Source organism: Brachymonas denitrificans, from assembly GCF_907163135.1.
Lineage (GTDB): Bacteria > Pseudomonadota > Gammaproteobacteria > Burkholderiales > Burkholderiaceae_C > Brachymonas > Brachymonas denitrificans_A.
The window spans coordinates 1,470,741-1,493,411 of record NZ_CAJQUA010000001.1 but is presented as its reverse complement, the minus strand read 5'-3'; the positions used below and the strand labels follow the sequence as shown (position 1 = coordinate 1,493,411).

Here is a 22,671-nt window from a genome sequence, read left to right as displayed (position 1 = left end):
GTCAGGCAAGAATCCGGCATTGCGTCAGGTCAACAAGCGCGCTCGGCATGGACGCGCGGTGGCGCGAAACCGGCCATTTGCAGGGACAATCGCAGCATGGATACACCGATTCTGATTGCCGGAGGCGGCATCGGCGGCTTGGCTGCTGCCCTGGCGCTGGCGCGCAATGGCGCCCGCGTGACTGTGGTGGAGCAGGCGGATGCCTGGGGAGAGGTGGGTGCGGGCATCCAGCTCGGCCCCAATGTGGTGCGCGTGCTCAAGAGCTGGGGGCTGGGTGACGGGCTGCAGCGCATTGCGTCCTTTCCGCAACTGCTGCGTGTGCGTGATGCCGCCAATGGCCGCACGCTGGGTACCCTGCATCTGGATGCGCGCTTTGCGCTGCGCTATGGCGCGCCCTATGCCACGGTGCACCGGGCCGATCTGCACGAACTGCTGCTGCAGAATGTCCAGCAGCAGTTTGCCGTGCAGCCCTTGCTGCAGCGCCAGGTGCAGGGCTGGAAGAAGCTGGAGGACGGCAGACTGGCCGTCGACCTCGCTGCCGGTCCCATGGCTGGGCCGAAAACCACCGAGACTGTGGAAGCCAATGTGCTAATCGGCGCGGACGGCTTGTGGAGCCAGGTGCGCCGCCAGATGCTGCCGGGCGAGGCCGCGCCGCGCTACAGCGGCATTCTGGCCTATCGTGCGCTGGTGCGTCAGGACAGCCTGCCGCCGGCCTTGCGCAGCCGGCAGGTGACAGCCTGGCTGGGAGACCGCATGCACATGGTGCAGTATCCCGTGCGCGGCGGCAGTCACATGAACGTGGTGGCGCTGGTGCAGGGGCCGCGACCGGATGACCTGCAGAGCTGGGACCATGCGGCCAATGCCGGACATCTGCGGGCCGCAATGGCAGGCACGGCGGCGCCGGTGCTGGGCATGGCCAAGGCGATCGAGCACTGGCGCCTGTGGCCGCTGTGCGATCGCCCGCCGGTGCGCTCGGCCAGCGAGATGGTGCAGGGCAGGGTGGCCCTGCTCGGGGATGCGGCGCATCCGATGCGTCCCTTCATGGCGCAGGGCGCCGGCATGGCGCTGGAGGATGCGGCCGTGCTGGCCCAGTGCATGCAGGCCGACGGCATTGGTGAAAAGGCGCTGTACCGCTATGCCGAGCGCCGCTGGCAGCGCTGCGCGCGCGTGCAGCAGCGCAGCATCCGCAATGGCAACATCTTCCACAGCACCGGCGTGATGCGCTGGGGTCGTGATCTGGGCATGCGGATGCTGGGGGAACGCCTGCTGGATGTGCCCTGGCTGTACGGGCAATCGGTGGTGTAGGGAGCCGCTCGGGCGCTTGTCCTACCCGTGCGGGAATGTCGCCCTGTATGATGGACTATCCCTTGTTCCGACATTGCACCGAAGGAGATGCGCATGATCAAGTCCATGGCCCTGATGACCACCGCTGCCGCTACCGTGTTTCTGGCCGGCTGCGCCGGTACCGGCAATAACGCTCCCAGCGCCAGCGACATGCCTCCCGCGGTGAACGCCGGCGGCATCATGGTCGGTACGGCCAACCGCATGACGCTCTACACCTTCGATAACGACGGCGTGAACCAGTCCAACTGCAATGACCAGTGCGCCGTGAACTGGCCGCCCCTGCTGGCCAGCAGCAGCGATGTGGGCCGTGGCGACTTCAGCGTGCTGACGCGCGCCGACGGTCGCAAGCAGTGGGCGCTGGTGGGCAAGCCGCTGTACTTCTGGAGCAAGGATGTGCGCCCGGGAGATACTACGGGTGACAACGTCAACGGCACCTGGCACGTGTTCCGGATCGCGCCCAAGCGTTAAGCGGCCCGCCCCTTCATAGACAGCTCGCGTTGGCGGGCCTGAGCGCGGGATCACATGTCCAGCACTGGCAAACCATTGCGCAAGCGTGCACGGTTGCAGCCATCGCTGCCGGCTTCCAGTTCGCGACAGGGATTGGGGCGCCATTCGTAGATGCCGCAGGACACCTGCCGGCCGACCTGGCCACAGAGAGCAGCGCAGCGGGGCGGCTGATGGTCGGTGCCGCGCAGGCGGCTCAGGCTGGCGGTCAGCGGCAATGCCAGCCCGTCGGGCACGATGCCGCCATCGGACTGCAGTTCGTGCCTGGAAAAATCCACGCGAAAAGCGGCGCAACAGGCGCCGCAGGTCTGGCAGGGTCCGGCCATGGTCGTGAAAGATGGCGAGGGGCTTACTGGCGATCCAGCAGCAGGTACTCCATCAGCGCCTTCTGCACGTGCATGCGGTTTTCGGCCTCGTCCCACACCACGGATTGCGGGCCGTCGATCACTTCGCCGGTGACTTCTTCGCCGCGGTGCGCCGGCAGGCAGTGCATGAACAGCGCATCGGGTTTGGCCAGCGCCATCATTTCGCTATCGACGCACCAGTTGGCAAAGGCGGCGCGGCGTGCTTCGTTCTCGGCTTCGTAGCCCATGCTGGTCCACACATCGGTGGTGACCAGATCGGCGCCGGCACAGGCCTCGTGCGGGTCCTTGAAGAACTTGACGTGGTCGCCCAGTTCCACGCCGGGAATGTCGCTGTTGATCTCGTAGCCGCTTGGCGCGCTTACGTGTACGGTAAAGCCCAGCAGCTTGGCGGCCTGCAGCCAGGTATTGGCCATGTTGTTGCCGTCACCCACCCAGGCCACCACCTTGCCCTGGATCGAGCCGCGATGCTCGATGAAGGTGAAGATGTCGGCCAGGATCTGGCAGGGGTGGTATTCATTGGTCAGGCCGTTGATGACCGGCACGCGCGAGAACTCGGCAAAGCGTTCCAGCTTGGTCTGCTCGAAGGTGCGGATCATCACCAGATCGACCATGCGGCTGATGACGCGCGCCGAATCCTCGATCGGTTCGGCACGGCCGAGCTGGCTGTCGCCGGTGGTGAGGTGCACCACGCTGCCGCCGAGCTGGTACATGCCGGCCTCGAAGCTGACGCGCGTGCGCGTGCTGGCCTTCTCGAAGATCATGGCCAGGGTGCGGTCGGTCAGGGTCTGGTGCTTTTCGTAGGACTTGAACTTGCGCTTGATGTAGCCGGCGCGGTCGATCAGGTAGGTGTACTCGGCGGCGCTGAAGTCGGTGAATTGCAGGTAGTGTTTCATGGGAGCGGTCCCGGGACGTTCAAACGGGAGGGCGGCGGCTGGCCGCCCCGTATCAGGCTGCCAGGAATTCCTTGACCAGCGGCGCCAGGATGGCGACGATCTCGTCGGCTTCGGCGCGCGTGAGCGTGAGCGGCGGCACCAGGCGGATCACGCGGTCGGCAGTGACGCTGAACAGCAGGCCGCGCTGGGCCGCCTGTTCCAGCAGGGCGCCGCAGGGTTTGCTCAGCTCCACGCCCAGCATCAGGCCGTGTCCGCGCACTTCCTTCACGCCGTCGACACCGGCGAAGGCCTGTTCCAGCGCCTGCTTGAGGTGCTGGCCGACCTGTGCGGCGTTTTCGAGCAGGTTTTCCTCTTCCATGATGCGGATGGTTTCGATACCCGCGCGCATGGCCAGCGGGTTGCCGCCGAAGGTGGTGCCGTGGTTGCCGGGTTGCAGCACGTTGGCAGCGCGCGGGCCGGCTACCAGCGCGCCGATCGGCACGCCGGAACCCAGACCCTTGGCCAGGCTCATCACATCGGGCTGGATGCCGGCCCACTGGTGGGCAAACCACTTGCCGGTACGGCCGAAGCCGCACTGGATTTCGTCGAGCATCAGCAGCCAGTCGCGCTCGTCGCACAGGGCGCGCAGTTGCTGCAGGAAGTCGGCATGGTATTCGTGGATGCCGCCTTCGCCCTGGATCGGTTCGAGCAGCACGGCGGTGATATTGGCGTTGCCGTCGGTGGCGCGGCGCAGGGCCTCGATGTCATTGCGCGGCACGCGGATGAAGCCGGGCACCAGCGGTTCGAAACCGGCATGGATCTTCGGGTTGCCGGTGGCGCTCAGGGTGGCGATGGAACGGCCGTGGAAGGCGTTCTCGAACACCACGACTTCGGCCTTGTCAATGCCCTTGTCATGGCCGAACTTGCGCGCGATCTTGAGCGCGGCTTCGTTGGCTTCGAGGCCGGAATTGCAGAAAAACACGTTCTGCATGCCGGTGAGCTCCACCAGCTTGGCCGCCAGCACTTCCTGGCCGGGCACGTGGTAGTAGTTGGAGCAGTGGATCATCCGGCCTACCTGCTCCTGCAGCGCGGCCACCAGCTTGGGGTGGGCGTGGCCGAGCGTGTTGACGGCAATGCCGCCCAGACCGTCCAGATACTCCTTGCCGTTCACGTCCCACACGCGGCAGCCTCGGCCATGCGACATGGCGATCGGCAGGCGGCCGTAAGTGTTCATGACATGGGGGGATGCGGCGGCAATCGGTGCAGACATGCTGGGCTCCAGGAAACAGAAAGCCCTCCGCACCTGCGTGCAGAAGGCAGGAAGCAGGCCGGCTAATCATGCCGGCCAAAAAAACATTGTAGAGCAGACCGGGCGCCACTGGCGCGCCATTGCCGCAACAACGACGCGCGCCAACCGTTCGCGCAGGGGGTGATCGGCCCTTGCCGCTTGGGGTTATCGCCACTCAGGAAAAATGGCACATGGGGTAGAATCGCTCTTTTTACAATTTCGTGACAGCCTGGCGATCCTGGGCTGCGCGGTTCTTGTCGGCTTTCACTTCCATGGCATCCACCAATTCGCAAGAAGTGTTCATCATCGGGCAGACCTCGGAAGGGCGGCGTTTCCGCCCGAGCGACTGGGCCGAACGCCTGGCCGGCGTGATGAGCCAGTTCCGTCCCGAGGGCGATCCGCCGCGTCTTGGCGGGCACCTGCGCTATTCGCCCTGGTGCACGCCCAACAACGTGGCCGGCGTCAAGTGCGTGATCGTGAACCGCGACATGCAGGATGCCGAACCCCAGGCCTGGGATTTCGTGATGAATTTCGCCCGCGACAACGATCTCCAGATTGTCGATGCCTGCCTGATGCCCGACGCCAAGCCGCTTTCCTGAGCGGTTTTTTTACGCCCGGATGCCAAGGCCGCCAGCAGGCGGCTTTTTTGCGCGTGGCCGTGCGCCCATGAAAAAACCGCCCGAAGGCGGTTTGATCTTGCTTGCTGACAGCGCACCCAGACAAACGGCGGAGCGGGGATGCCGCTCCGGGCTTGCAGCTGCCGATCAGGCGGCTGCTGCGGCCAGGGCCTTGACCTTGGCAGACAGGCGGCTCTTGTCGCGAGCGGCCTTGTTCTTGTGGAAGATGCCCTTGTCGGCAACGACGTCCACCACGGATTGCATCTTGGCGAACAGGTCCTTGGCCTTGTCGGTATCACCGGCCAGGATGGCCTTCTCGACGTTCTTCACGGCCGTGCGGTACTTGGAGCGCAGGGAGGTGTTCGCAGCGTTGATCTTGACGTTTTGACGCGCGCGCTTGCGGCCGGAGGCCAGGCGCGGGTTCTTTTTCTTGGGTTTTCCAGAAGCCATTTTCAGTATTCCTTGTGTTGAAGGATGTTGTCAGCAAAACGCGAAATTATAGCGGTGTGTGACACAGCTGTCACGAACCCGAGTTTTTTATTGCGCTGCAACAGGCTCCGGGCTGCCCAATGCGTGTGCAGGGCGCTACACTTCAGGTTCCTGTGCCAGCCTTGGCGGAGTCAGTTCCTGCCATGGCACCACCGCGCCCGTGGGGCGCTTTTTTGTGGCGACGTTCCTGCCGTTGCTGCGACGCACCTGACCGTTCCATCGTGAGCCTGTTCAAGTCTGCCTCCACCGTTTCGCTGCTGACGCTGGCCTCCCGCATCACCGGCCTGATCCGCGAACTGCTGATCGCCTCGGCCTTCGGCGCCAGCGCCTTCACCGATGCCTTCAACGTGGCATTCCGCATTCCCAACCTGTTCCGCCGCCTGTTTGCCGAAGGGGCGTTCAGCCAGGCCTTCGTGCCGGTGCTGGCCGCCGCGCGCGAGCAGGAGGGCGATGCCGCCACGCACCGCATGATCGACCGGGTGGCCACGGTGCTGTTCTGGGTGCTGGTGGTGTTCTGCGCGCTGGGCGTGCTGTTCGCGCCGCTGCTGGTATGGCTGATGGCCAGCGGCCTGAAGAAGAACCCCGAGGGCTTCGAGGCCGCGGTGGTGATGACGCGCTGGATCTTCCCCTATATCGGCTTCATGTCGCTGGTGGCGCTGGCGGCCGGTGTGCTCAATAGCTGGAAGCGTTATGCCGTGCCGGCCGCCACACCGGTGCTGCTGAACATCGCGATGATTGCCGCGGCCTGGCTGGGCGGGCCCTGGTTCGGGCGCATGGGCATCCATCCGGTGTATGCACTATGCCTGGGCGTGATGGTGGGTGGCGTGCTGCAGCTGGGCACGCAGCTGTGGGCGCTGCACCGGCTGGGCATGTTCCCGCGCATCGGCATGAGTGTGTCGGCCATGCGCGAGGCGCTGGCAGACCCGCACACGCGCCGCATCGGCAAGCTGATGCTGCCGGCCATCCTCGGCGTGAGCGTGGCGCAGATCTCGCTGCTGATCAACACGCAGATTGCCTCGCATCTGGCGGCGGGCAGCGTGAGCTGGCTGAGCTACGCGGACCGGCTGATGGAGTTTCCCACGGCCATGCTGGGCGTGGCGCTGGGCGTGGTGCTGATGCCGCAGCTGGCACGTGCCAAGGCTTCGGGCGATGCGCAGGCGTATTCGTCCATGCTGGACTGGGGCTTGCGTCTGGTCGTGCTGCTGGCCGTGCCCTGCGCCGTGGCGCTGCTGGCGTTTTCCAAGCCGCTGGTGAGCGTGCTGTATCACTACGGCGCCTTCCGTAGTACCGACGTGGAGCAGACCACGCTGGCGCTGATGGGCTATGGCGCCGGCCTGGTGGGGCTGGTGGCGATCAAGGTGCTGGCGCCGGCCTACTATGCGCGCCAGGATATCAAGACGCCGGTGAAGATTGCCATTGGCGTGCTGATCGCCACGCAACTGATGAACCTTGTGTTCGTGCCCAGACTGGCGGTGGGTGGCCTGTCGCTGTCGATTGCGCTGGCGGCCATGCTCAACGCCGGCATGCTGCTGGCGGGGCTGTTGCGCCGCGGCAGCTACCGTCCGGAGCCGGGCTGGGCCAAGTTTTCTTTGCAGGTGCTGGCGGCGACGCTGCTGATGTTCGCCTTCCTGCTGTGGGCGGATGGGCTGCCCTGGGTGGAGGTGCAGAGCAAGCTGTGGCGCATCGGGCAGTTCGTGGCGGTCGTCGTCGGTGCGGCCGTGTTGTACTTTGGTGCGCTGGCGCTCGGGGGGTTCAGGCTGCGGCAGTTGCTGCGGCGTTGAATGATGCTCCTTGGCCGCCAGTGTGCGCTGTTTCATAGGCACAGGCGGGGCTGTCCCTCCACCGTTGCGCTGATCGGCATGTGGCGCCCGGGAGCATCATCGTCCCGGGAAGGGCATCATGCTTGCAGGTTAGACAACGTACCCATGCAAAACGGGCTGCAAGGTGCTTGCAGCCCGTGATGTGCAGAGAGGTTCTGCATCAAAATCGCTGAGCGGCCGACACGCGATGCCGGCCAGCTTGCCCCGTCAGGGCATCTTGAAGAACTGCGTGCTGTAAAGCTCGACCGGCAGCTTGCGGATCACCGAACGGCCGTTGGCGTCCTTCTCGGGGATGCGGTCAATCCAGGTCTGGAATACGTCGGCATCGAGCACGCCGATGTCGAGACGGCGCTCCTTGGGGATGTTGGCCAGGGTGGTGTAGCCGTCACCGCCGGTGGCATTGAAGCTCAGCACGAAGAGCTTGTAGGTCTTGCCCATGTCCAGCGGACCCCAGGTTTTGGTCGCCTGGTCGAGCACCTGCAGGTTGCTGGCGCGGTTGCCCTTGGCGGCAGACGGGTCAACGTCGAAACGCAGGCCGGCGGAGTAGGGGTAGGGGCCGGTGGAGCCGCCGGCCTTGAAGGTGGCATCCAGGCCATCCTCGATCATCGCCTTGGCCTCGGCTCCGGTGATCTGCAGGCGCCACAGCATGTTGCCGAAGGGCAGCACTTCGATCACGTTGGCAGCGGTCACGTCGCCCTTGAGCGGGATGCGCACGCCACCGCCGCTTTGCAGTGTCATGTCGGCACCGCCATAGTCCTGGTTGGCCACGTCCAGATAAGCCTGGGCCACCAACTGCTGGATGTCGCCGCCATGCAGGCTGACGTAGCCGATGGCGTTGCACTCGGCGCCCGAGCGGGAGTAGTCGGCGCTTCCTTCACCCCCCGGCACGCGGCGCGAGCAGATTTCCTGCGGGGCGGTAGCGACGATCTGCGCCTTGAAGGCATCCACCTTGGTCTTGAACGGCTGCAGCACCTGCAGCGCCTTGGCGTCGGGTTCGATCTGGCGCAGGAAGCCGGCAGCAGCCAGATCCTTGTTGAAGCTGGCGATGTCGTCGGCAGTGATCGAGCGCCAGGTCTTGTTGCCCTTGGCGTCGAGCACGGCCTTGCCGGCCTCGTCCACGATCATGGCGCGCTTGTAGCTGGGCGACACCGTCACATGCGGGGTGCCGGAACAGGCCGTCACGTCGCCATTGGCGTCGAAGCTGACCTTGAGTTCACCGACCACCTTGCTGTATTCGTTGGCCTGCACCAGGCAGGCCTGCTTGCCGTCCTTGTTCTGCAGCAGGGCGGGATACTCGGCTGCGGGCGTGCCCACCTTGTAGGTTTTCATGCTGGCAGGGCCGACCAGGGTGTGCGAATCTCCGCCCACCACCACGTCAACGCCGCTGAGCTGGGCGATCAGCGCCTTGTCGGCCTCGTAGCCGATGTGCGAGAGCAGCACGATCTTGTTCACGCCCTTCTGCCTGAGTTCGTCGATGGCGCGCTGGGCGGCAACGGCTTCCTTCTCGAAGGTGGTGTCGGGGTCGGGGCTGGAGGATTCCTTGGTCTTGCCGGACACGGTCAGGCCGACGACGCCCACCTTGTGGCCACCCCGGTTGAGGATGGTGGAGGGCAGCACGTAGTTCCTGGTGTTGGGCTGTGCCAGGGCGGAGTTGGCACCGAACCTGACGTTGGCGGAGAGCACCGGCGTCTTGCACTGGCCGGCATGCAGGTAGTCGATGAAGCTCTTCAGGCCGCTGTCGCCCTTGTCGAATTCATGGTTGCCCAGGGTGAAAGCGTCGAAGCAGACGGTGTTCATCAGGGCAGCGTCGGCTTCGCCGGGGTTGCCTGCGCGGTTGAAGAACAGGGTGCCGGTGAGGGCATCGCCGGCATGCAGGGCGATGGTGTTGGGGTTGGCCGCGCGAATGGCGTTGATGGTGGCCGTGACGCGCGGGAAACCGCCGGCGTCGACTTCCACATCGGTGCGCACGCCGTTGGGCTGCAGCAGCGACAGCGTGCGCGTGCTGCTGTCGAGGTTGGAGTGGCTGTCGTTGATGTGGGCGATGGTCAGGTCCATCGGCTGGGGTCGGGCCGCGGGGCCGGGGCCGCCGTCACCACCACAGCCGGCCAGTGCCAGTGCGCAGAACGCGGCACCGCCGAGCAGGCGGAAGGGCGAAGAGGAAGCGTGCATGGGAATCTCCTGGGGGGTTAGCCGATCACCGGCGTGGTGCTGCCGGCGGCGAGGGTGATGCGGGTGGTGCCAAGCAGCGGCTTGGCCGGTGTCTGGCCGTTCTCGAGCGGGCGCACCTTGTGGAAGCGCACTTCCATCTGCCTGGCCGTGATGGTGGCGCTGGCGTAGCCCTGGGCGTGGTGGTCGCCGAACAGCATGTCGGGGTTGTTTGGGGGCATGCCCTGCGGGAAAGCGGGATGCGCACCAGCGGGGATGCCGCGCCACATGAAGGCTTCGAAGGTGGTCTGGTCGGCTACCAGCGCGCCCAGCGCCGGCATGGCTTTGGCCGCGCTTTGCAGGTAGCTGAAGAAGGAGTGGCTGCTCACGCCGGCCGCCACGAAGTCGACCATGGCGGGATTGCCCGCCGGCGGGTTGACCGGGGCTTCGGGCTGGCGCGGGTCGAAGCCGATCTGGTCACGCACGATGCCGCACTGGAAGGCGTGCAGGTCGCCGGTGACGGCCACGACGTTGCGGATGTTGTTCTGCGTGAGGAACTGCATGAGTTCGACACGGTGTGCCGAATAGCCGTCCCAGCAGTCGGCGTTGATGGCGAACAGCTGCTTCAGGGCCGGGTCGGTGACCATGGGGTTCTGGCGCAGGTCGGCCCACATGCGGGAGAGCGACAGCTCGTTGCCCCAGACCTTCCAGGTGGACTGGCTCTGGCGCATGGTGTCCTTCCACCACTGGGTTTGCGTTTTGCCGAGAATGGAGGGCGCGGCGGCACGCGGCTGCTGGGTGACCAGATCGATGGACTGGGCCGTCAGCAGGGTGGGCAGCGGGGTGAAGTAGCGCGCGCCGACCGAGGTGTCCATCTTCACGGCATCTTCCGGTGCGGCGCCCTGGGAGGTGGCTACCAGGGCTTCGGGGATGGCATGGTCATCCCGATACAGGCGCTGGTCGGTCATGACGAGGTGCATCAGCGGGCCGAACTGGAAGTCGCGGTAGATGCGGATGTTGTCGTAGCGCTGGTTTTTCAGGTCGAACGAGACATCGCCCATGTCCACCGGCATGTATTCGAACCAGGCCTGGTTGGCGGCGCGGCGGCGGTCGGTCTGTTGCAGGTTGGCGTTGTTGTAGGTCTGGTGGTCCTGCCAGCAGTCGTCGCTGAACTCGTGGTCGTCCCATACCGCGATGAAGGGAAACTTGCGGTGCACTTCCTGCAGGCGCTTGTCGCTGCGGTAGGTGCGGTAGAGGGTGCGGTAGTCGTCCAGGGTGAGGGCGGCCACGGAGCCGTCGGCCAGGGGCATGCCGTTGGGCAGCTTGATGGGGGTGTGGGCCGGCTCGACCTGGCCGGCCTGGAAGGCGGCGCCCACAGTTTCGTAGATGTAGTCTCCGACGTGGACGGTGAAGTCCAGATCCTCTTCGGCAGCGAGCAGTTCGAGCGCGCCCCAGTGGTTGACGCTCCAGTCCTGGCAGTTGAACCAGGCAAAGCGCAGCTGCTCGCGCGTGGAATTGGCGGCGGGGGGCGTTTTGGTGAGGCCGCTGGCGCTGATGTCGCGACCGGCGACGAAACGGTAGTGGTAGCGTGTATCGGGCTGCAGGCCGGTGATCTTGGCACGCACGGTGTGATCGTAGACCTGGGTGGCCACCAGGTTTTCGTTGACCAGCAGCGTGGCGAAATCCGCAGAAGTGGAGACTTGCAGGCGCAGCGGAATGTCGCCGTTGTTGCCCGGGTTGCTGCGTTCCACGCGCGTCCAGAGCACCACGCTGTCGGCGCGCGGATCGCCACTGGCGACGCCGAGGCCGAACACGTGCGTGCCCAGCGGCGGGCCGCTGTCGCCGGAGCCGGGCCCCTGGCCGGCGTTGCCGTTGCCATTGCCGCCACCGCAGGCGGTGATCAGCGGACCGGCCGCGATGACACTGAAAAACGCTGCGCCACGGCGCAGCAGCTGTCTTCTTTGCATGGAGAACTCCCTGACGGCGCACGAAGGCCGCATGACACCGGGTGACAAAAGGTGTCTGGGAGTTTAGGAAGGCAACATGACAGAAATGTTGCCATGGCGTGTTGCATGCAAAATGGGCGCCGGAGCGCCCTTTTTATCACGCGTTGGCGTTGGCCGGCTTCAGGCCACTGTCACGGGCGCAGCGCCATCGGCAGCGGCAATCTGGCCGATGACGTAGACAGTTTCGCCCTCGATGCGCAGGTTGTCGGCCACACAGTCTGCATCGGCGGCATCGACCACCACGACCATGCCGATGCCGTTGTTGAAGGTGCGGTTCATCTCGATATCGTCAATGCCGGCGGTTTGCTGCAGCCAGGCGAACAGTTCGCTCTGCGGCCAGCTGCCCTTGGTGAGGCGGGCCGTGGTGCCTTCGGGCAGCACGCGCGGAATGTTTTCGAGCAAGCCGCCGCCGGTGATATGGGCCAGTGCCTTGACCGGGTACTTGGCCAGGGTGGAGAGCACCGGCTTCACGTACAGGCGGGTGGGGCGCATGATGGCTTCGCGGAAGGGCATGCCGTCCAGCGTGTCGGGCAGGCTGCCGGCCGCGCGGTCGATGCACTTGCGCACCAGCGAGAAGCCGTTGCTGTGCACGCCGTGGCTGGCCAGGCCGAGCACCACATCGCCGGGCTTGACGTTCTGGCCGGTGAGGATCTTGCTTTTTTCAACCACGCCGACGGCGAAGCCGGCCAGGTCGTATTCGCCATCGGGGTACATGCCGGGCATTTCGGCGGTTTCGCCACCGATCAGGGCGCAGCCGCTTTGCGCGCAGCCTTCGGCAATGCCGCCGACCACGGCAGCCGCGGTATCCACATCCAGCTTGCCGCAGGCGAAGTAGTCGAGGAAGAACAGCGGCTCGGCGCCCTGCACCAGCACGTCGTTCACGCTCATGGCGACCAGATCGATGCCGACGGTGTCGTGCATGTTCCACTCGAAGGCCAGCTTGAGCTTGGTGCCCACGCCGTCGGTGCCGCTGACCAGCACCGGTTCCTGGTAGCGCTTGGGCACTTCGAACAGGGCGCCGAAGCCGCCGATGCTGGCCATCACGCCTTCGCGCATCGTCTTCCTGGCGAGGGGCTTGATGCGTTCGACCAGCGCGTCGCCGGCATCGATGTCCACGCCGGCGTCTTTGTAGGAAATGGGAGTTTGCATGTGCGGAAAGATTACAAATGGTGAGCGCGTGCGCGCGCGGGCAAGCGTAGCGTAGACTTGCAGACGGCGCGGTGCTGGCACTGCGCGCGGTATCTGCCGTCAGGCAATACTCCCTATTGTAATAACCTTGCTCTGCGCCCATGGAATTTACGGCATACCAGAAACGAACAGCGGCCTGGACCGGCATTGCCCTGCTGGTGGGGGTCTTCGTGTGGCTGCTGGCGCCGGTGCTCACGCCCTTCCTGGTGGCGGCGGTGCTGGCCTATGCGCTCAATCCGCTGGTGAACCGGCTGGATGCCTGGTTCCGCGGCAAGACGCCGCGCTGGCTGGCCGTCACGCTGGTGATGATCATCTTCATGCTGGTGGTGACGGGTGTGGTGATGCTGATCGTGCCGGTGGTGGTGAAGGAAATGCCGATGCTGCAGAGCCAGATTCCGGTGCTGCTGGATCGCGGCAGCCACTGGCTGCAGGGTGTTTTCGACCGCTTCGGCGTGCCGCTTCAGGTGAACGTGGGCACGATCAAGGATCTGCTGCGCGACTATTTCAGCGCCAAGCCGGAGGGCGGCGCTCCGTCGGGCATCGACTCGGTGCTGTCCTCGCTGAAGATCGGCGGCAGCGTGGCCTTTGCCGTGCTGGGCAACCTGATGCTGATACCGATGGTGCTGTTTTACCTGCTGGTGGACTGGGAGCGCATCATTGCCAACCTGTTCCGCCTGGTGCCGCGCCGCATGCGCGATGCCGTGCACAACTTCGCCACCGAGGCAGACGAGGTGCTGGGGCAATACCTGCGCGGGCAGCTGACGGTGATGCTGATTCTGGCGGTGTATTACAGCATCGCCTTGTCGCTGTTCGGTTTCGATCTGGCGTTGCCGATCGGCATCTTTACCGGCCTGGCGATTTTCGTGCCCTATCTGGGTTACGGCGTGGGGCTGATCCTGGCGACGCTGTTCGGCATCCTGCAACTGGGGGTGGTGAAGGCGCTCGTGATGGTGGGCGTGGTGTATGGTCTGGCCCAGGTGGTGGAGAGCTTCTATCTCACGCCGCGCCTGGTGGGCGAACGCATGGGCCTGCATCCGGTGGTGGTGATCTTTGCCTTGCTGGCCTTCGGGCAGCTGTTCGGCTTTGTCGGCGTGCTGCTGGCGCTGCCGATCAGCGCGGTGCTGCTGGTGGCGGGGCGCCGGTTGCGGGCGCAGTATCTGCAAAGCGACCTGTACAACGGCTGAATACGGGCGGGTTTGCGGGGTGGCAGCAGGCGTTTCACGCACAGCTGCTGTCCCTGTTGTTGCGCTGCACATAAAATAGCGCGTTGTGCCTGCCTTCATGAAACAGATTCCGCTCGATATCGGCCTGACTCCGCGCCCGCGCCTGCATACGCTGGTGGAGGGGGAGAACGGGCGCCTGCTCGCCCATGTGCGCGAGGCGCTGCAGCAGCGCCAGCCGCAGACCGTGCCCACCTATGTATGGGGGCCGGCGGGCAGCGGCAAGACGCATCTGCTGCAGGCGGTGTTGCAGGAGCTGCACGAGCAGGGGCTGTCGGCCGGCTGGCTGGATGCCTCCACGCCATGCGGCGGCTATGCGCGCGAGTTCGATCCGCGCTGGAGCGCCGTGCTGCTGGACGAGGTAGAGCTGTATTCGCCCGAGCAGCAGCACACGGCCTTCAACTGGTTCATCAATGCCATGACGCCGCAGCAGGGCGAGCCGCGCTGGGTGCTGGCTGCGGGCAGCCTGCCGGTGGCCGACCTGCCGCTGCGCGAGGACCTGCGCACGCGCCTGGGCTGGGGTCAGGTGCATGCGCTGCAGCCGCTCGGCGACGAGGGCGTGCGCAAGGCGCTGCAGCAGGGCGCGGCCGAACGCGGCCTGGAACTCGGTGACGAGGTGGTCAACTACATGCTCAGCCGCTTTTCGCGCGACCTGGGCAGCCTCAATGAATTGCTGGGCATGCTCGATGGCTATGCCCTGGAACAGCGGCGCGCGCTGACCGTGCCGCTGCTCAAACAGATGCTGAACGAAACATGAATATTGCGCTTTTTGACCTGGACCACACGCTGCTTCCGATCGATTCGGACTTCACCTGGGCCCTGTTTACCAATGCCATCGGCTGGACCGATGCCGATGAATCGCTCAAACAGAACGACATCTTCTACCAGCAGTATGTGGATGGCGTGCTGGACATGAACGAGTACGTGCGCTTCGTGACGCGCGCCATCCGCGAACATACGCCGGAAGAGGCGCATGCGGCGCACGACCGCTACCTGCGCGAGTACATCGAGCCGCAGGTGCGTCCCGAGGCGCTGGAACTGCTGCGCGGCCATCAGGAGGCGGGCGACACGCTGGTGATGATCACCGCCACCAACCGCTTCATTGCCGGGCCGATCGGCGAGCGTCTGGGGTTTGCCGACGAGAACATCATCGCGACCGAACTGGAACGTGGCGCCGATGGCTGGATCACCGGCAATATCGACGGCGTGGCCAACCTGCGCGAGGGCAAGGTGCACAATCTGCAGCAGTGGCTGGCCGTGCGCGGGCTGGATTGGGAGAAAGTGCACATCACTTTCTATTCCGACTCCTACAATGACGTACCGCTGATGGAAAAATCGGCGGTGCCGGTGGCCACCAATCCGGACGAACGCCTGCGCGCGCTGGCGCAAGAGCGCGGCTGGCGCATTCTCGACCTGTTTCCGACGGAATGACATGATCAAGCGCTTCATCAACAAACTGCTGGGCAAGCCTGCGGCAAGCGTACGTCCGTCTTTCGGCAAGCGCGTCGAGGTACCGGCCTCGGTCCACAAGATCAATCCCAAGCTGGTGGACGAGCGCGCCGTCAACGTGGTGCTCACGCTGAAGAAGGCGGGTTTCGAGGCCTACATCGTTGGCGGTGCGGTGCGTGACCTGATTCTGGGGCTCAAGCCCAAGGATTTCGACGTGGCGACCACGGCCACGCCCGAGCAGGTGAAAAGCCTGTTCCGCCGTGCCTTCATCATCGGGCGCCGTTTCCGCATCGTGCACGTGGTGTACGGGCGCGGACGCGAGCATGAGGTGATCGAGGTCTCGACCTTCCGCGCCTATCTGGATGCGTCGGCCGCCGAGCAGGTGAACGGCAACGAGAAGACCAGCCGCCGTGCGCTCGAAGGCGTGCAGCATGCGGTGGATGCCAGCGGCCGCGTGCTGCGCGACAACGTCTGGGGGCCGCAGGAAGAGGATGCGGCGCGGCGCGACTTCACGCTCAACGCCATGTACTACGACCCCGAGCGCGAGATCGTGGTCGACTACCACAAGGGCATGCAGGATGCGCAGAAGCGCACCATCCGCATGATTGGCGATGCCGCGGCACGCTACCGCGAGGATCCGGTGCGCATCATCCGCGCCGTGCGCTTTGCGGCCAAGCTGAACAAGCTGGATTTCCAGCTCGACAAGGCCACGGCCAGCCCGCTGCAGGAGTGCCTGCCACTGTTGGCCGACGTGCCGCAGAGCCGCCTGTTCGACGAGATGCTCAAGCTGCTGCAGACCGGCCACGCGGTGGCGACGATCGAGCAGCTGCGCGCGCTCGGCCTGCACAAGGGCATCTACCCGCTGCTGTCGCTGGCGGTTGAGCGCGCGGATGATCCCTTTGTGCGCAGTTCGCTGCAGGATACCGACCGCCGCGTGGGCGAGGGCAAGCCGGTGGCGCCGAGTTTCCTGCTGGCCTCGCTGCTGTGGCAGGACGTGCGCGAGGCCTGGGCGCGCAAGACGGCCAAGGGCAAGCCGCCCTTCGTGGGGCTGCAGGAGGCGATCGACGAGGTGTTCGATGCACGCATTGGCGATGTGTCCGGCCGCGGCAAGCTAGCGGCGGACATGCGCGAGATCTGGATGATGCAGCCGCGCTTCGAGAAGCGTACCGGCAACAGCCCGTTCAGCCTGATTGCGCAACTGCGCTTCCGTGCCGGTTTCGACTTTCTGCGCCTGCGTGCGGCGAATGGCGAGATCGACGAGGCGCTGGCCGAGTGGTGGCAGGCCTTCAGTACGGCGCCGGATTACGAGCGTGACGATCTGATCGCGCAGGCCAGGGAGCAGCAGCGCGAGGCGCAGAAGGCGCAGCAGCGCAAGGGGGCGCCCTCCAAGCCGACCGGGCGGGTGCATCGTGTGCCTTCGGCGGCTTCGCAACAGCAGTTGGAGGCCGAGGAGGCGGGGCTGGAAGAGGCCGCTGACGTTGACGGTGAAGCGGCGCCGGCCAAGAAGCGCCGCCGCCGGCGCAAGCCCAAGAGCGCGGCAGCCGGGGACGGTGTGATGGGTGCTGCGGATGCTGCTACCGGAGATGCTCCGGCTGGCGCCAAGGGGACGGCTGCGGATGCTCACGTTGAAGTCGGAGCTGCTGGTGACGGTGAAGTACCAGCCAAGCGTCGTCGCCCGCGTCGCCGCAAGCCCGCCGCGGGCGAGGCCGCTTCGGGGAACGGTGCGGCTGAAGAATGAATGCGGCCGTCGCCGCTCCCGTGCGTGCGTATATCGCCCTGGGAGCCAATCTCGGCGATGCGCCAGCCACGGTGCATGAGGCCATGAACAGCCTCGACGGCGTGCCGGAAACGCATGTGCTTGCGCGTTCGTCACTCTATCGGACGGCGCCGATTGACTCCAGCGGGCCGGACTATGTCAATGCTGTTGTGGCCGTGGACACGCACCTGAGCGCGGTGGAGTTGCTGCGCGCCATGCAGCAGATCGAGTTGCAGGCAGGGCGCGAACGCCCCTACCGCAATGCACCGCGCACGCTGGATCTGGATTTGCTGATGTACGGCGATCTGCAACAGGACGACGCGCAACTGATACTGCCCCATCCACGCATGATGCAGCGCGCGTTTGTGCTGGTGCCGCTGCATGAAATCGCGCCGGGGCTGGTCAGCGATGCACAGCTGGCTGCTGTGGCCGAACAGGGGATTGAGCGGATTCCGGACGGGGCGTGAACGACAGGGGGCGCGCAGCGATGTTGCCCGCGGGGAGCATGGGCCAGCCCGCCTGCCCGTCAAGCGACATTCGCTGCTTCATCCATTCCCGTCGTCCCCGCGCTGCCGCAGATGCTGTACTGCCAGCGTGGCAGCGGCCCCGGCGATGGCGCCACCCACCCAGGGCAAGGTGGCAGAGGGCTTGTCATCCCTGCAGTCGCGCGCAAGCGCTTCCCATTCTTCCTCGCTCAGCTCTTCGCGCCCCTGGCGCAAGGTCTTGCGTCGCTCCGAGAGCTTGCGTGCTTCGGTAGGCTGTTCGGAGGGCAGTTTGCCTTCGACGATATCCTCGCTGGCAGGGGCAATCGGTGTGTTCTGGACATTCACCGTGTCGTCGCGCGCTTCGACTGCTTCCAGGCGCGCCTCGCGCTCGCGCTGCTTCTGCTTGTGCGCCTCCACGTAGGCAGGCGAGCCGGGGAGTTCGCCCTTGGGCGTGATGTGCAGCACCCAGGCAAACTCCGCGCCCATCAGCAGGATCTGCGAGGAGTAGAACACCCACACCATCAGTGCCACCAGTGAGCCGGCTGCGCCATACACGGAGGTAGTGGAGGTGGAGCCGATATAGATGCCGATCAGGCTCTTGCCCACGGTGAACAGCAGCGAGGAAAGGATGGCGCCCGGCAGCACCTGGCGCCAGCCGAGTCGCTGGGAGGGCAGGCCCATCAGCAGGATGGTGAAGAAGAAGGTGAGGATGGCGAAGGAGAGCAGCGGGTTGAGGATTTTCGCCAGCACCAGCATGCCGGAGGTATGCGATGTGACCCATTCGTCCAGCGCGGCCAGGTAGGCCGAGACCACCAGCGACATGATCATCAAGAAGCCGATGGCGAACAGAATGCCGAAGGTAAGCAGGCGGGTGCGGATCAGGCGCCAGACGGTGAGGAGGAAACGCTCGTTTTTCGGGATCGCGGGTTTGGCCTGCCAGATGTTGTCCAGGGCCTCGCGCAATTCCACCAGTACCCCGGTGGCGCCCACGATCAGGATGGCGGCGGCCAGCAGCGAGGCAAAACCGCCTTCGCCGGGCTTGTTGGCGGCCTGCAGCAGCGAGTCGATCAGCTGGCCCGCGCGGGCACCGGCCAGTTGGGTGACTTCCTGCACCAGCTGCTGGTGCGCCACGCCCTCGCCGTAGAACAGGCCCACCAGGCCGACAAGGATGACCAGCAGGGGGGCCAGGCTGAACACCGTGTAGTAGGAGAGCGAGGCACCGTAGCGGGGACAGTCGTCGTTGATCCACTCGTTGGCGCTGGTCCAGACCAGGTACCAGACATAGAGGAAGGGGTGGGTCAGACGCTTGGCGAGGGAGCGTGGCCTGGCGTCGGGTGCATCAGTGTCGAGATTGGCGTCTGTAACCACAGAGAGTTCCCGCTGGAGCGCATCAGCGTTGTCCGTGGATGGGCCGGAAGGCTCTGTGGCCGATGGTCGGCGCGCTTTTGTGTCGTCGACTGGAAGGGGAGGCGATGTCGTGTCCATAGTGAACCCATGCGAAATACGGGATGGATATCACTCTAGGATGCCGGGCGTACTGCCCGTGTCAGAGGGCTCCCCGACTTGCTGCCCGCGGGTGGTGGATCACTCGCGCATCGGCACCTGCTGCTGGGGCTGTCAATCCCAGCGGATCGGCGTCGATTCAAGGACCAGGTCGCTGCGGGCGCTGGCTACGCAGGGCAGGATCCAGCCTGCGCGTTTCTCGTCCGGGCTGAGGCCGGGCCAGTCGATGCGCCAGTGGATGTCTCCCTGCACCAGCCGGCACAGGCAGGTGCGACAGCTGCCGTTGCGGCAGGAACTCGGCAGGGCAACCCCGGCCTGTTCGGCGGCCAGCAGCAGCGGCGTGTCGGCATCGGCAGGAAATTGCTCGCCGGAAGGCAACAGGATAACGCGGTGGGACATGACGGACAAAGGTGGTAGATTGGGAACACGGGGCGGCGGTATGCGGCCGTCCGCGCCGTTGTCTGCCGGGTCCGGATATTGTCGATGAAGCCTGTTGCCACTCCGCCATCCCAGAACGCCGAGGTGATTTTCCGTGCCCGCCAGCTGGGCAAGGTGTATCCCATGGGCGATGTGGAGGTGCATGCGTTGCGCGGCGTGGACCTGGAACTGTACCGCGGCGAGTTCGTGGTGATGCTGGGGCCCTCGGGCAGTGGCAAGTCGACCCTGCTCAACATTCTCGGCGGGCTGGATGTGCCGAGCAGCGGCGAGGTCTGGTACCACGGCGAGGATCTGACGCACGCCGGCGATGCGCGGCTGACGCAGTTCCGGCGCGAGCATGTGGGCTTCGTGTTCCAGTTCTACAACCTGATTCCCAGCCTGACGGCGCGCGAGAACGTGGCCATCGTGACCGAGATTGCGCCGGACCCGATGCGGCCGGAAGAGGCGCTGGCGCTGGTGGGGCTGGGCGAGCGGCTGGACCATTTTCCGGCGCAGCTGTCGGGCGGCGAGCAGCAGCGCGTGGCGATTGCGCGCGCCATTGCCAAGCGGCCGGTGGTGATGCTCTGCGACGAGCCGACCGGCGCGCTTGATTCGGCCACCGGCGTGCGCGTGCTGGAGGCGCTGGAGCAGGTGAATGCCGACATGGGCACCACCACCGTGGTGATCACGCACAACGCCGACATTGCGCGCATGGCGCATCGCGTGCTCACCATGGCCGATGGGCGCATCGTGGGCGAGCAGGTGAATGCGCAGCGCTTGCCGGCGCGGGAGCTGCACTGGTGATCGGGCTGTCCGCCATCCACCGCAAGGCCTTGCGCGACTTGTGGCACATGCGCGGGCAGGCGATGGCGATTGCGCTGGTGATTGCCTCGGGCATTGCCATGCTGGTGATGTCGCGCGCCACGCTGGATTCGCTGCAGGACACGCGCACGCGGCTGTACCAGGATTACCGTTTTTCCGACGTGTGGGCGCAGGTGCGGCGGGCGCCGGAGAGCGTGGCGGCACGCGTGGCCGAGCTGCCGGGCGTGAACGAGGTGGAAACGCGCGTGATTGCGGGCGGCAAGCTGGCCTTGCCGGGTTTCGACAAGCCGATCGAGGCGCTGTTGCTGTCGCTGCCGGACCAGGGCGAGCCGCAGCAGAACCGGCTCTATCTGCGTGCCGGACGCATGTTGGCGCCGTTTGCCCAGGGCGAGGTGCTGGTGAGCGATGCGTTTGCCGAGGCGCACAAGCTCAAGCCGGGCGACACGCTGCGGGCCACCGTTTACGGGCGCTCGCAGCAGTTCACCGTGGTGGGCATTGCGGTGTCGCCGGAGTACCTGTACCAGATCAAGCCGGGCGCGCTGTTTCCGGATTACGAACGCTACGCCATTCTCTGGACGCACCGGCGTGCGCTGGGGGCGGCGATGAACATGGAGGGCGCCTTCAACCAGATCACGGTGAAGCTGGCGCCGGGCACCAGCGAGGCGGAGACGCTGTCGGCCATGGACCGGATCCTGGCGCGCTACGGCAGCCGGGGGGCCATTGGGCGCATGGACCAGCTCTCGTACCGCTATCTGCATGAGGAGTTTCGCGGGCTGGCCACCATGGCCTGGATGTTCCCGCTGATCTTCCTTGGCGTGGCGGCGTTTCTGCTGAACGTGGTGTTCAAGCGGCTGATCGGCACGCAGCGCGATCAGGTGGCGATTCTCAAGGCCTTCGGCTACAGCACGCTGGATGTGGCGCTGCATTACGGGCTGATCGTGACGCTGATCGGGGTGCTGGGTTCGGTGCTCGGGGTGGCTTTGGGTGTGTGGCTGGGCAGTGCGCTGGCGGGGCTGTACCAGCTCAATTTCCGTTTTCCGTTCCTGGATTTCACGCTCAGCCCACAGGTGGCCTTGGCGGGCGCAGGCGTGAGCCTGCTGGCGGCCTTGAGCGGCACCGGCTGGGCCGTGTTTGCCGCGGCGCGCGAGCCGGTGGCGCAGGCCATGCGGCCGCCGGCGCCCGAGCGCTTCCGGCGCACGCTGGTGGAGCGCGCGGGCCTGACGCGCTGGCTCTCGCAGCCTACGCGCATGATCCTGCGGCAACTCGAGCGGCGGCCGCTGAAGGCGCTAATGAGCATCGTCGGGCTGGCGCTGGCGGGGGCCATCGTGATGATGGCGCGCTTCCAGACCGGCTCGATCGACTACATGGTGGATGTGCAGTACCGGCTGGCGCAGCAGCATGATATCAGCACCAGCTTCATCGAGATGGCGCCCCGCAAGGTGGTGGACGAGTTGCGCGCCTTGCCGGGCGTGCGTCAGGTGGATGGCGTGCGCAATGTGGCGGTGCGGCTGCGCAACGAGAACCGCATGGTGCTGACCAGCATCCAGGGGCTGCCGGCAGAGGGCTCGCTCAGCCGGCCGGTGGATACGCGGCTGCGGCGCATCGAACTGCCGCCGGACGGGCTGGTGCTGAATGACTACGTGGCGCGCAAGCTGGGCGTGCAGCCGGGCGACTATCTGCAGGTGGAGGAAATGGAAGGTCGCCAGACGCAGTTGCGGCTGCCGGTGGCGCGGCTGATGCAGGAGTATGTGGGCACCATGGCCTATATGGACCTGGATGCGCTCAACCGCGCCATGCGCGATGGCGATGTGGTTAGCGGGGCGTTGCTGACCGTGGATGACGATGCCGAGGATGCCGTTTTCCGCGAGCTGGACCGGCGGCCCGGCGTGGTGGGCGCCGAGTCGCGACTGGCGGCGATCCGTGCGCTGTATCGCACCATTGCCGAAACCAGCGGGCTGTTTACCTGGGTGGCAGTGCTGATGGGGCTGGTGATCAACTTTGGCGTGGTGTACAACTCGGCGCGCATCGCGCTGGCCGAACGCGGGCGCGAACTGGCCAGCCTGCGCGTGCTGGGCTTCACGCAGGGCGAGGTCAGCTACATCCTGCTGGGCGAACTGGCGGTGCTGGTGATCGTGTCGATTCCGCTGAGTTTTGTGGCGGGCTATGGGTTGATCCTGTTCATGGTGCATGGAATGGAGTCGGATCTGTACCGGGTGCCGGTGCATCTGGAGCCATCCGCGTATGCATTTACCGCGCTGGTGACGGTGCTGTCGGCGATTGTTTCCGCGCTGGCGGTGTACCGGCGCATCCGGCAGCTGGATCTGATCGGCGTGCTGAAGACGCGTGAATAAGCGCCGCGCGCGTTAACATCGAGTGAACTG

General features: G+C 65.7%; 20 protein-coding genes. 11 read left to right on the top strand and 9 right to left on the bottom strand.

Features of this window, described 5'->3' with window-relative positions; genetic code table 11:
• Positions 1 to 96 precede the first annotated feature (96 nt).
• Together KKQ75_RS07060 and KKQ75_RS07055 are read left to right on the top strand one after the other, a co-directional pair.
• Positions 97 to 1,305, top strand: coding sequence for an FAD-dependent monooxygenase (locus tag KKQ75_RS07060; RefSeq protein WP_213361217.1), 1,209 nt, complete (start codon positions 97 to 99; stop codon positions 1,303 to 1,305).
• Positions 1,306 to 1,398: 93 nt separating this feature from the next.
• A complete protein-coding gene (locus tag KKQ75_RS07055) occupies positions 1,399 to 1,812 on the top strand; it encodes a COG4315 family predicted lipoprotein (protein WP_250131027.1) in 414 nt (137 codons plus the stop codon).
• A gap of 50 nt (positions 1,813 to 1,862) precedes the next feature.
• Here the strand turns inward: KKQ75_RS07055 and KKQ75_RS07050 are convergent, their stop codons facing one another.
• From KKQ75_RS07050 to KKQ75_RS07040, 3 genes are read right to left on the bottom strand one after another with little or no spacing between them, the layout of a single operon-like run.
• Positions 1,863 to 2,174: a YkgJ family cysteine cluster protein gene (locus tag KKQ75_RS07050; protein ID WP_213361216.1), complete on the bottom strand. Its 312-nt coding sequence runs from the start codon at positions 2,172 to 2,174 to the stop codon at positions 1,863 to 1,865.
• A 23-nt stretch (positions 2,175 to 2,197) separates the two neighbouring features.
• Positions 2,198 to 3,106: an ornithine carbamoyltransferase gene (gene argF / locus KKQ75_RS07045; protein WP_213361215.1), complete on the bottom strand. Its 909-nt coding sequence runs from the start codon at positions 3,104 to 3,106 to the stop codon at positions 2,198 to 2,200.
• A gap of 52 nt (positions 3,107 to 3,158) precedes the next feature.
• Complete coding sequence (locus KKQ75_RS07040) at positions 3,159 to 4,355, bottom strand: aspartate aminotransferase family protein (protein WP_213361214.1); 1,197 nt, start codon at positions 4,353 to 4,355, stop codon at positions 3,159 to 3,161.
• 290 nt (positions 4,356 to 4,645) lie between these two features.
• Between KKQ75_RS07040 and KKQ75_RS07035 the strand changes: the two genes are divergently transcribed.
• Entirely contained in the window at positions 4,646 to 4,972 is a 327-nt protein-coding gene (locus KKQ75_RS07035) for a DUF3579 domain-containing protein (RefSeq protein WP_213361213.1), read from the top strand.
• Between the two features lie 165 nt (positions 4,973 to 5,137).
• Here KKQ75_RS07035 and rpsT read toward each other — a convergent pair whose 3' ends face one another.
• Positions 5,138 to 5,440: a 30S ribosomal protein S20 gene (gene rpsT / locus KKQ75_RS07030; RefSeq protein WP_213361212.1), complete on the bottom strand. Its 303-nt coding sequence runs from the start codon at positions 5,438 to 5,440 to the stop codon at positions 5,138 to 5,140.
• A 260-nt stretch (positions 5,441 to 5,700) separates the two neighbouring features.
• On the opposite strand from rpsT, the gene murJ reads away from it, so the two are divergent.
• Positions 5,701 to 7,260, top strand: a complete 1,560-nt coding sequence (murJ, locus tag KKQ75_RS07025; protein WP_213361211.1) for a murein biosynthesis integral membrane protein MurJ — start codon at positions 5,701 to 5,703, stop codon at positions 7,258 to 7,260.
• A gap of 246 nt (positions 7,261 to 7,506) precedes the next feature.
• Here the strand turns inward: murJ and KKQ75_RS07020 are convergent, their stop codons facing one another.
• From KKQ75_RS07020 to purM, 3 genes are all read right to left on the bottom strand, one after another.
• Complete coding sequence (locus KKQ75_RS07020; protein WP_213361210.1) at positions 7,507 to 9,468, bottom strand: bifunctional metallophosphatase/5'-nucleotidase; 1,962 nt, start codon at positions 9,466 to 9,468, stop codon at positions 7,507 to 7,509.
• A 17-nt stretch (positions 9,469 to 9,485) separates the two neighbouring features.
• Positions 9,486 to 11,411 carry an alkaline phosphatase D family protein gene (locus KKQ75_RS07015; RefSeq protein ID WP_213361209.1) on the bottom strand — a complete coding sequence of 642 codons (1,926 nt, stop codon included), beginning with the start codon at positions 11,409 to 11,411 and terminating at the stop codon, positions 9,486 to 9,488.
• A gap of 159 nt (positions 11,412 to 11,570) precedes the next feature.
• Entirely contained in the window at positions 11,571 to 12,599 is a 1,029-nt protein-coding gene (gene purM, locus KKQ75_RS07010; protein ID WP_213361208.1) for a phosphoribosylformylglycinamidine cyclo-ligase, read from the bottom strand.
• A 140-nt stretch (positions 12,600 to 12,739) separates the two neighbouring features.
• On the opposite strand from purM, the gene KKQ75_RS07005 reads away from it, so the two are divergent.
• The 5 genes from KKQ75_RS07005 (at position 12,740) to folK (ending at position 17,530) form a co-directional block, all read left to right on the top strand.
• Positions 12,740 to 13,822, top strand: coding sequence for an AI-2E family transporter (locus KKQ75_RS07005; RefSeq protein ID WP_213361207.1), 1,083 nt, complete (start codon positions 12,740 to 12,742; stop codon positions 13,820 to 13,822).
• A 97-nt stretch (positions 13,823 to 13,919) separates the two neighbouring features.
• Entirely contained in the window at positions 13,920 to 14,615 is a 696-nt protein-coding gene (hda, locus tag KKQ75_RS07000; RefSeq protein WP_213361206.1) for a DnaA regulatory inactivator Hda, read from the top strand.
• On the top strand, positions 14,612 to 15,289 hold the full coding sequence (locus KKQ75_RS06995) for an HAD family hydrolase (RefSeq protein WP_213361205.1): 678 nt from the start codon (positions 14,612 to 14,614) through the stop codon (positions 15,287 to 15,289). Before hda ends, KKQ75_RS06995 begins: the two co-directional genes overlap by 4 nt.
• Position 15,290: 1 nt before the next feature.
• Entirely contained in the window at positions 15,291 to 17,045 is a 1,755-nt protein-coding gene (pcnB, locus tag KKQ75_RS06990) for a polynucleotide adenylyltransferase PcnB (RefSeq protein ID WP_213361204.1), read from the top strand.
• Entirely contained in the window at positions 17,042 to 17,530 is a 489-nt protein-coding gene (gene folK / locus KKQ75_RS06985) for a 2-amino-4-hydroxy-6-hydroxymethyldihydropteridine diphosphokinase (RefSeq protein ID WP_213361203.1), read from the top strand. The genes pcnB and folK overlap by 4 nt, the downstream gene beginning before the upstream one ends.
• A gap of 78 nt (positions 17,531 to 17,608) precedes the next feature.
• On the opposite strand, the gene KKQ75_RS06980 is transcribed toward folK, so the two are convergent.
• Both KKQ75_RS06980 and KKQ75_RS06975 read right to left on the bottom strand, forming a co-directional pair.
• Positions 17,609 to 18,916 carry a YihY/virulence factor BrkB family protein gene (locus KKQ75_RS06980; protein WP_213361202.1) on the bottom strand — a complete coding sequence of 436 codons (1,308 nt, stop codon included), beginning with the start codon at positions 18,914 to 18,916 and terminating at the stop codon, positions 17,609 to 17,611.
• A 249-nt stretch (positions 18,917 to 19,165) separates the two neighbouring features.
• A complete protein-coding gene (locus KKQ75_RS06975) occupies positions 19,166 to 19,450 on the bottom strand; it encodes a 2Fe-2S iron-sulfur cluster-binding protein (RefSeq protein WP_213361201.1) in 285 nt (94 codons plus the stop codon).
• A gap of 84 nt (positions 19,451 to 19,534) precedes the next feature.
• Here KKQ75_RS06975 and KKQ75_RS06970 point away from each other — a divergent pair, with 84 nt between their 5' ends.
• Positions 19,535 to 20,272: an ABC transporter ATP-binding protein gene (locus KKQ75_RS06970; RefSeq protein WP_213361200.1), complete on the top strand. Its 738-nt coding sequence runs from the start codon at positions 19,535 to 19,537 to the stop codon at positions 20,270 to 20,272.
• Positions 20,269 to 22,641 carry an ABC transporter permease gene (locus KKQ75_RS06965; RefSeq protein WP_213361199.1) on the top strand — a complete coding sequence of 791 codons (2,373 nt, stop codon included), beginning with the start codon at positions 20,269 to 20,271 and terminating at the stop codon, positions 22,639 to 22,641. Before KKQ75_RS06970 ends, KKQ75_RS06965 begins: the two co-directional genes overlap by 4 nt.
• The last annotated feature ends 30 nt before the right edge of the window (positions 22,642 to 22,671 follow it).

What these genes read in the sequence shown, in the direction of transcription:
- purM (WP_213361208.1), bottom strand. Translation starts at nt 12,599, where the DNA reads ATGCAAACTCCCATTTCCTACAAAGACGCCGGCGTGGACATCGATGCC.
- KKQ75_RS07055 (WP_250131027.1), top strand. Translation starts at nt 1,399, where the DNA reads ATGATCAAGTCCATGGCCCTGATGACCACCGCTGCCGCTACCGTGTTT.
- argF (WP_213361215.1), bottom strand. Translation starts at nt 3,106, where the DNA reads ATGAAACACTACCTGCAATTCACCGACTTCAGCGCCGCCGAGTACACC.
- rpsT (WP_213361212.1), bottom strand. Translation starts at nt 5,440, where the DNA reads ATGGCTTCTGGAAAACCCAAGAAAAAGAACCCGCGCCTGGCCTCCGGC.
- KKQ75_RS07060 (WP_213361217.1), top strand. Translation starts at nt 97, where the DNA reads ATGGATACACCGATTCTGATTGCCGGAGGCGGCATCGGCGGCTTGGCT.
- KKQ75_RS06975 (WP_213361201.1), bottom strand. Translation starts at nt 19,450, where the DNA reads ATGTCCCACCGCGTTATCCTGTTGCCTTCCGGCGAGCAATTTCCTGCC.
- pcnB (WP_213361204.1), top strand. Translation starts at nt 15,291, where the DNA reads ATGATCAAGCGCTTCATCAACAAACTGCTGGGCAAGCCTGCGGCAAGC.
- KKQ75_RS07015 (WP_213361209.1), bottom strand. Translation starts at nt 11,411, where the DNA reads ATGCAAAGAAGACAGCTGCTGCGCCGTGGCGCAGCGTTTTTCAGTGTC.
- KKQ75_RS07050 (WP_213361216.1), bottom strand. Translation starts at nt 2,174, where the DNA reads ATGGCCGGACCCTGCCAGACCTGCGGCGCCTGTTGCGCCGCTTTTCGC.
- hda (WP_213361206.1), top strand. Translation starts at nt 13,920, where the DNA reads ATGAAACAGATTCCGCTCGATATCGGCCTGACTCCGCGCCCGCGCCTG.
- KKQ75_RS06995 (WP_213361205.1), top strand. Translation starts at nt 14,612, where the DNA reads ATGAATATTGCGCTTTTTGACCTGGACCACACGCTGCTTCCGATCGAT.
- KKQ75_RS07035 (WP_213361213.1), top strand. Translation starts at nt 4,646, where the DNA reads ATGGCATCCACCAATTCGCAAGAAGTGTTCATCATCGGGCAGACCTCG.
- KKQ75_RS07020 (WP_213361210.1), bottom strand. Translation starts at nt 9,468, where the DNA reads ATGCACGCTTCCTCTTCGCCCTTCCGCCTGCTCGGCGGTGCCGCGTTC.
- KKQ75_RS07005 (WP_213361207.1), top strand. Translation starts at nt 12,740, where the DNA reads ATGGAATTTACGGCATACCAGAAACGAACAGCGGCCTGGACCGGCATT.
- KKQ75_RS06970 (WP_213361200.1), top strand. Translation starts at nt 19,535, where the DNA reads ATGAAGCCTGTTGCCACTCCGCCATCCCAGAACGCCGAGGTGATTTTC.
- folK (WP_213361203.1), top strand. Translation starts at nt 17,042, where the DNA reads ATGAATGCGGCCGTCGCCGCTCCCGTGCGTGCGTATATCGCCCTGGGA.
- KKQ75_RS07040 (WP_213361214.1), bottom strand. Translation starts at nt 4,355, where the DNA reads ATGTCTGCACCGATTGCCGCCGCATCCCCCCATGTCATGAACACTTAC.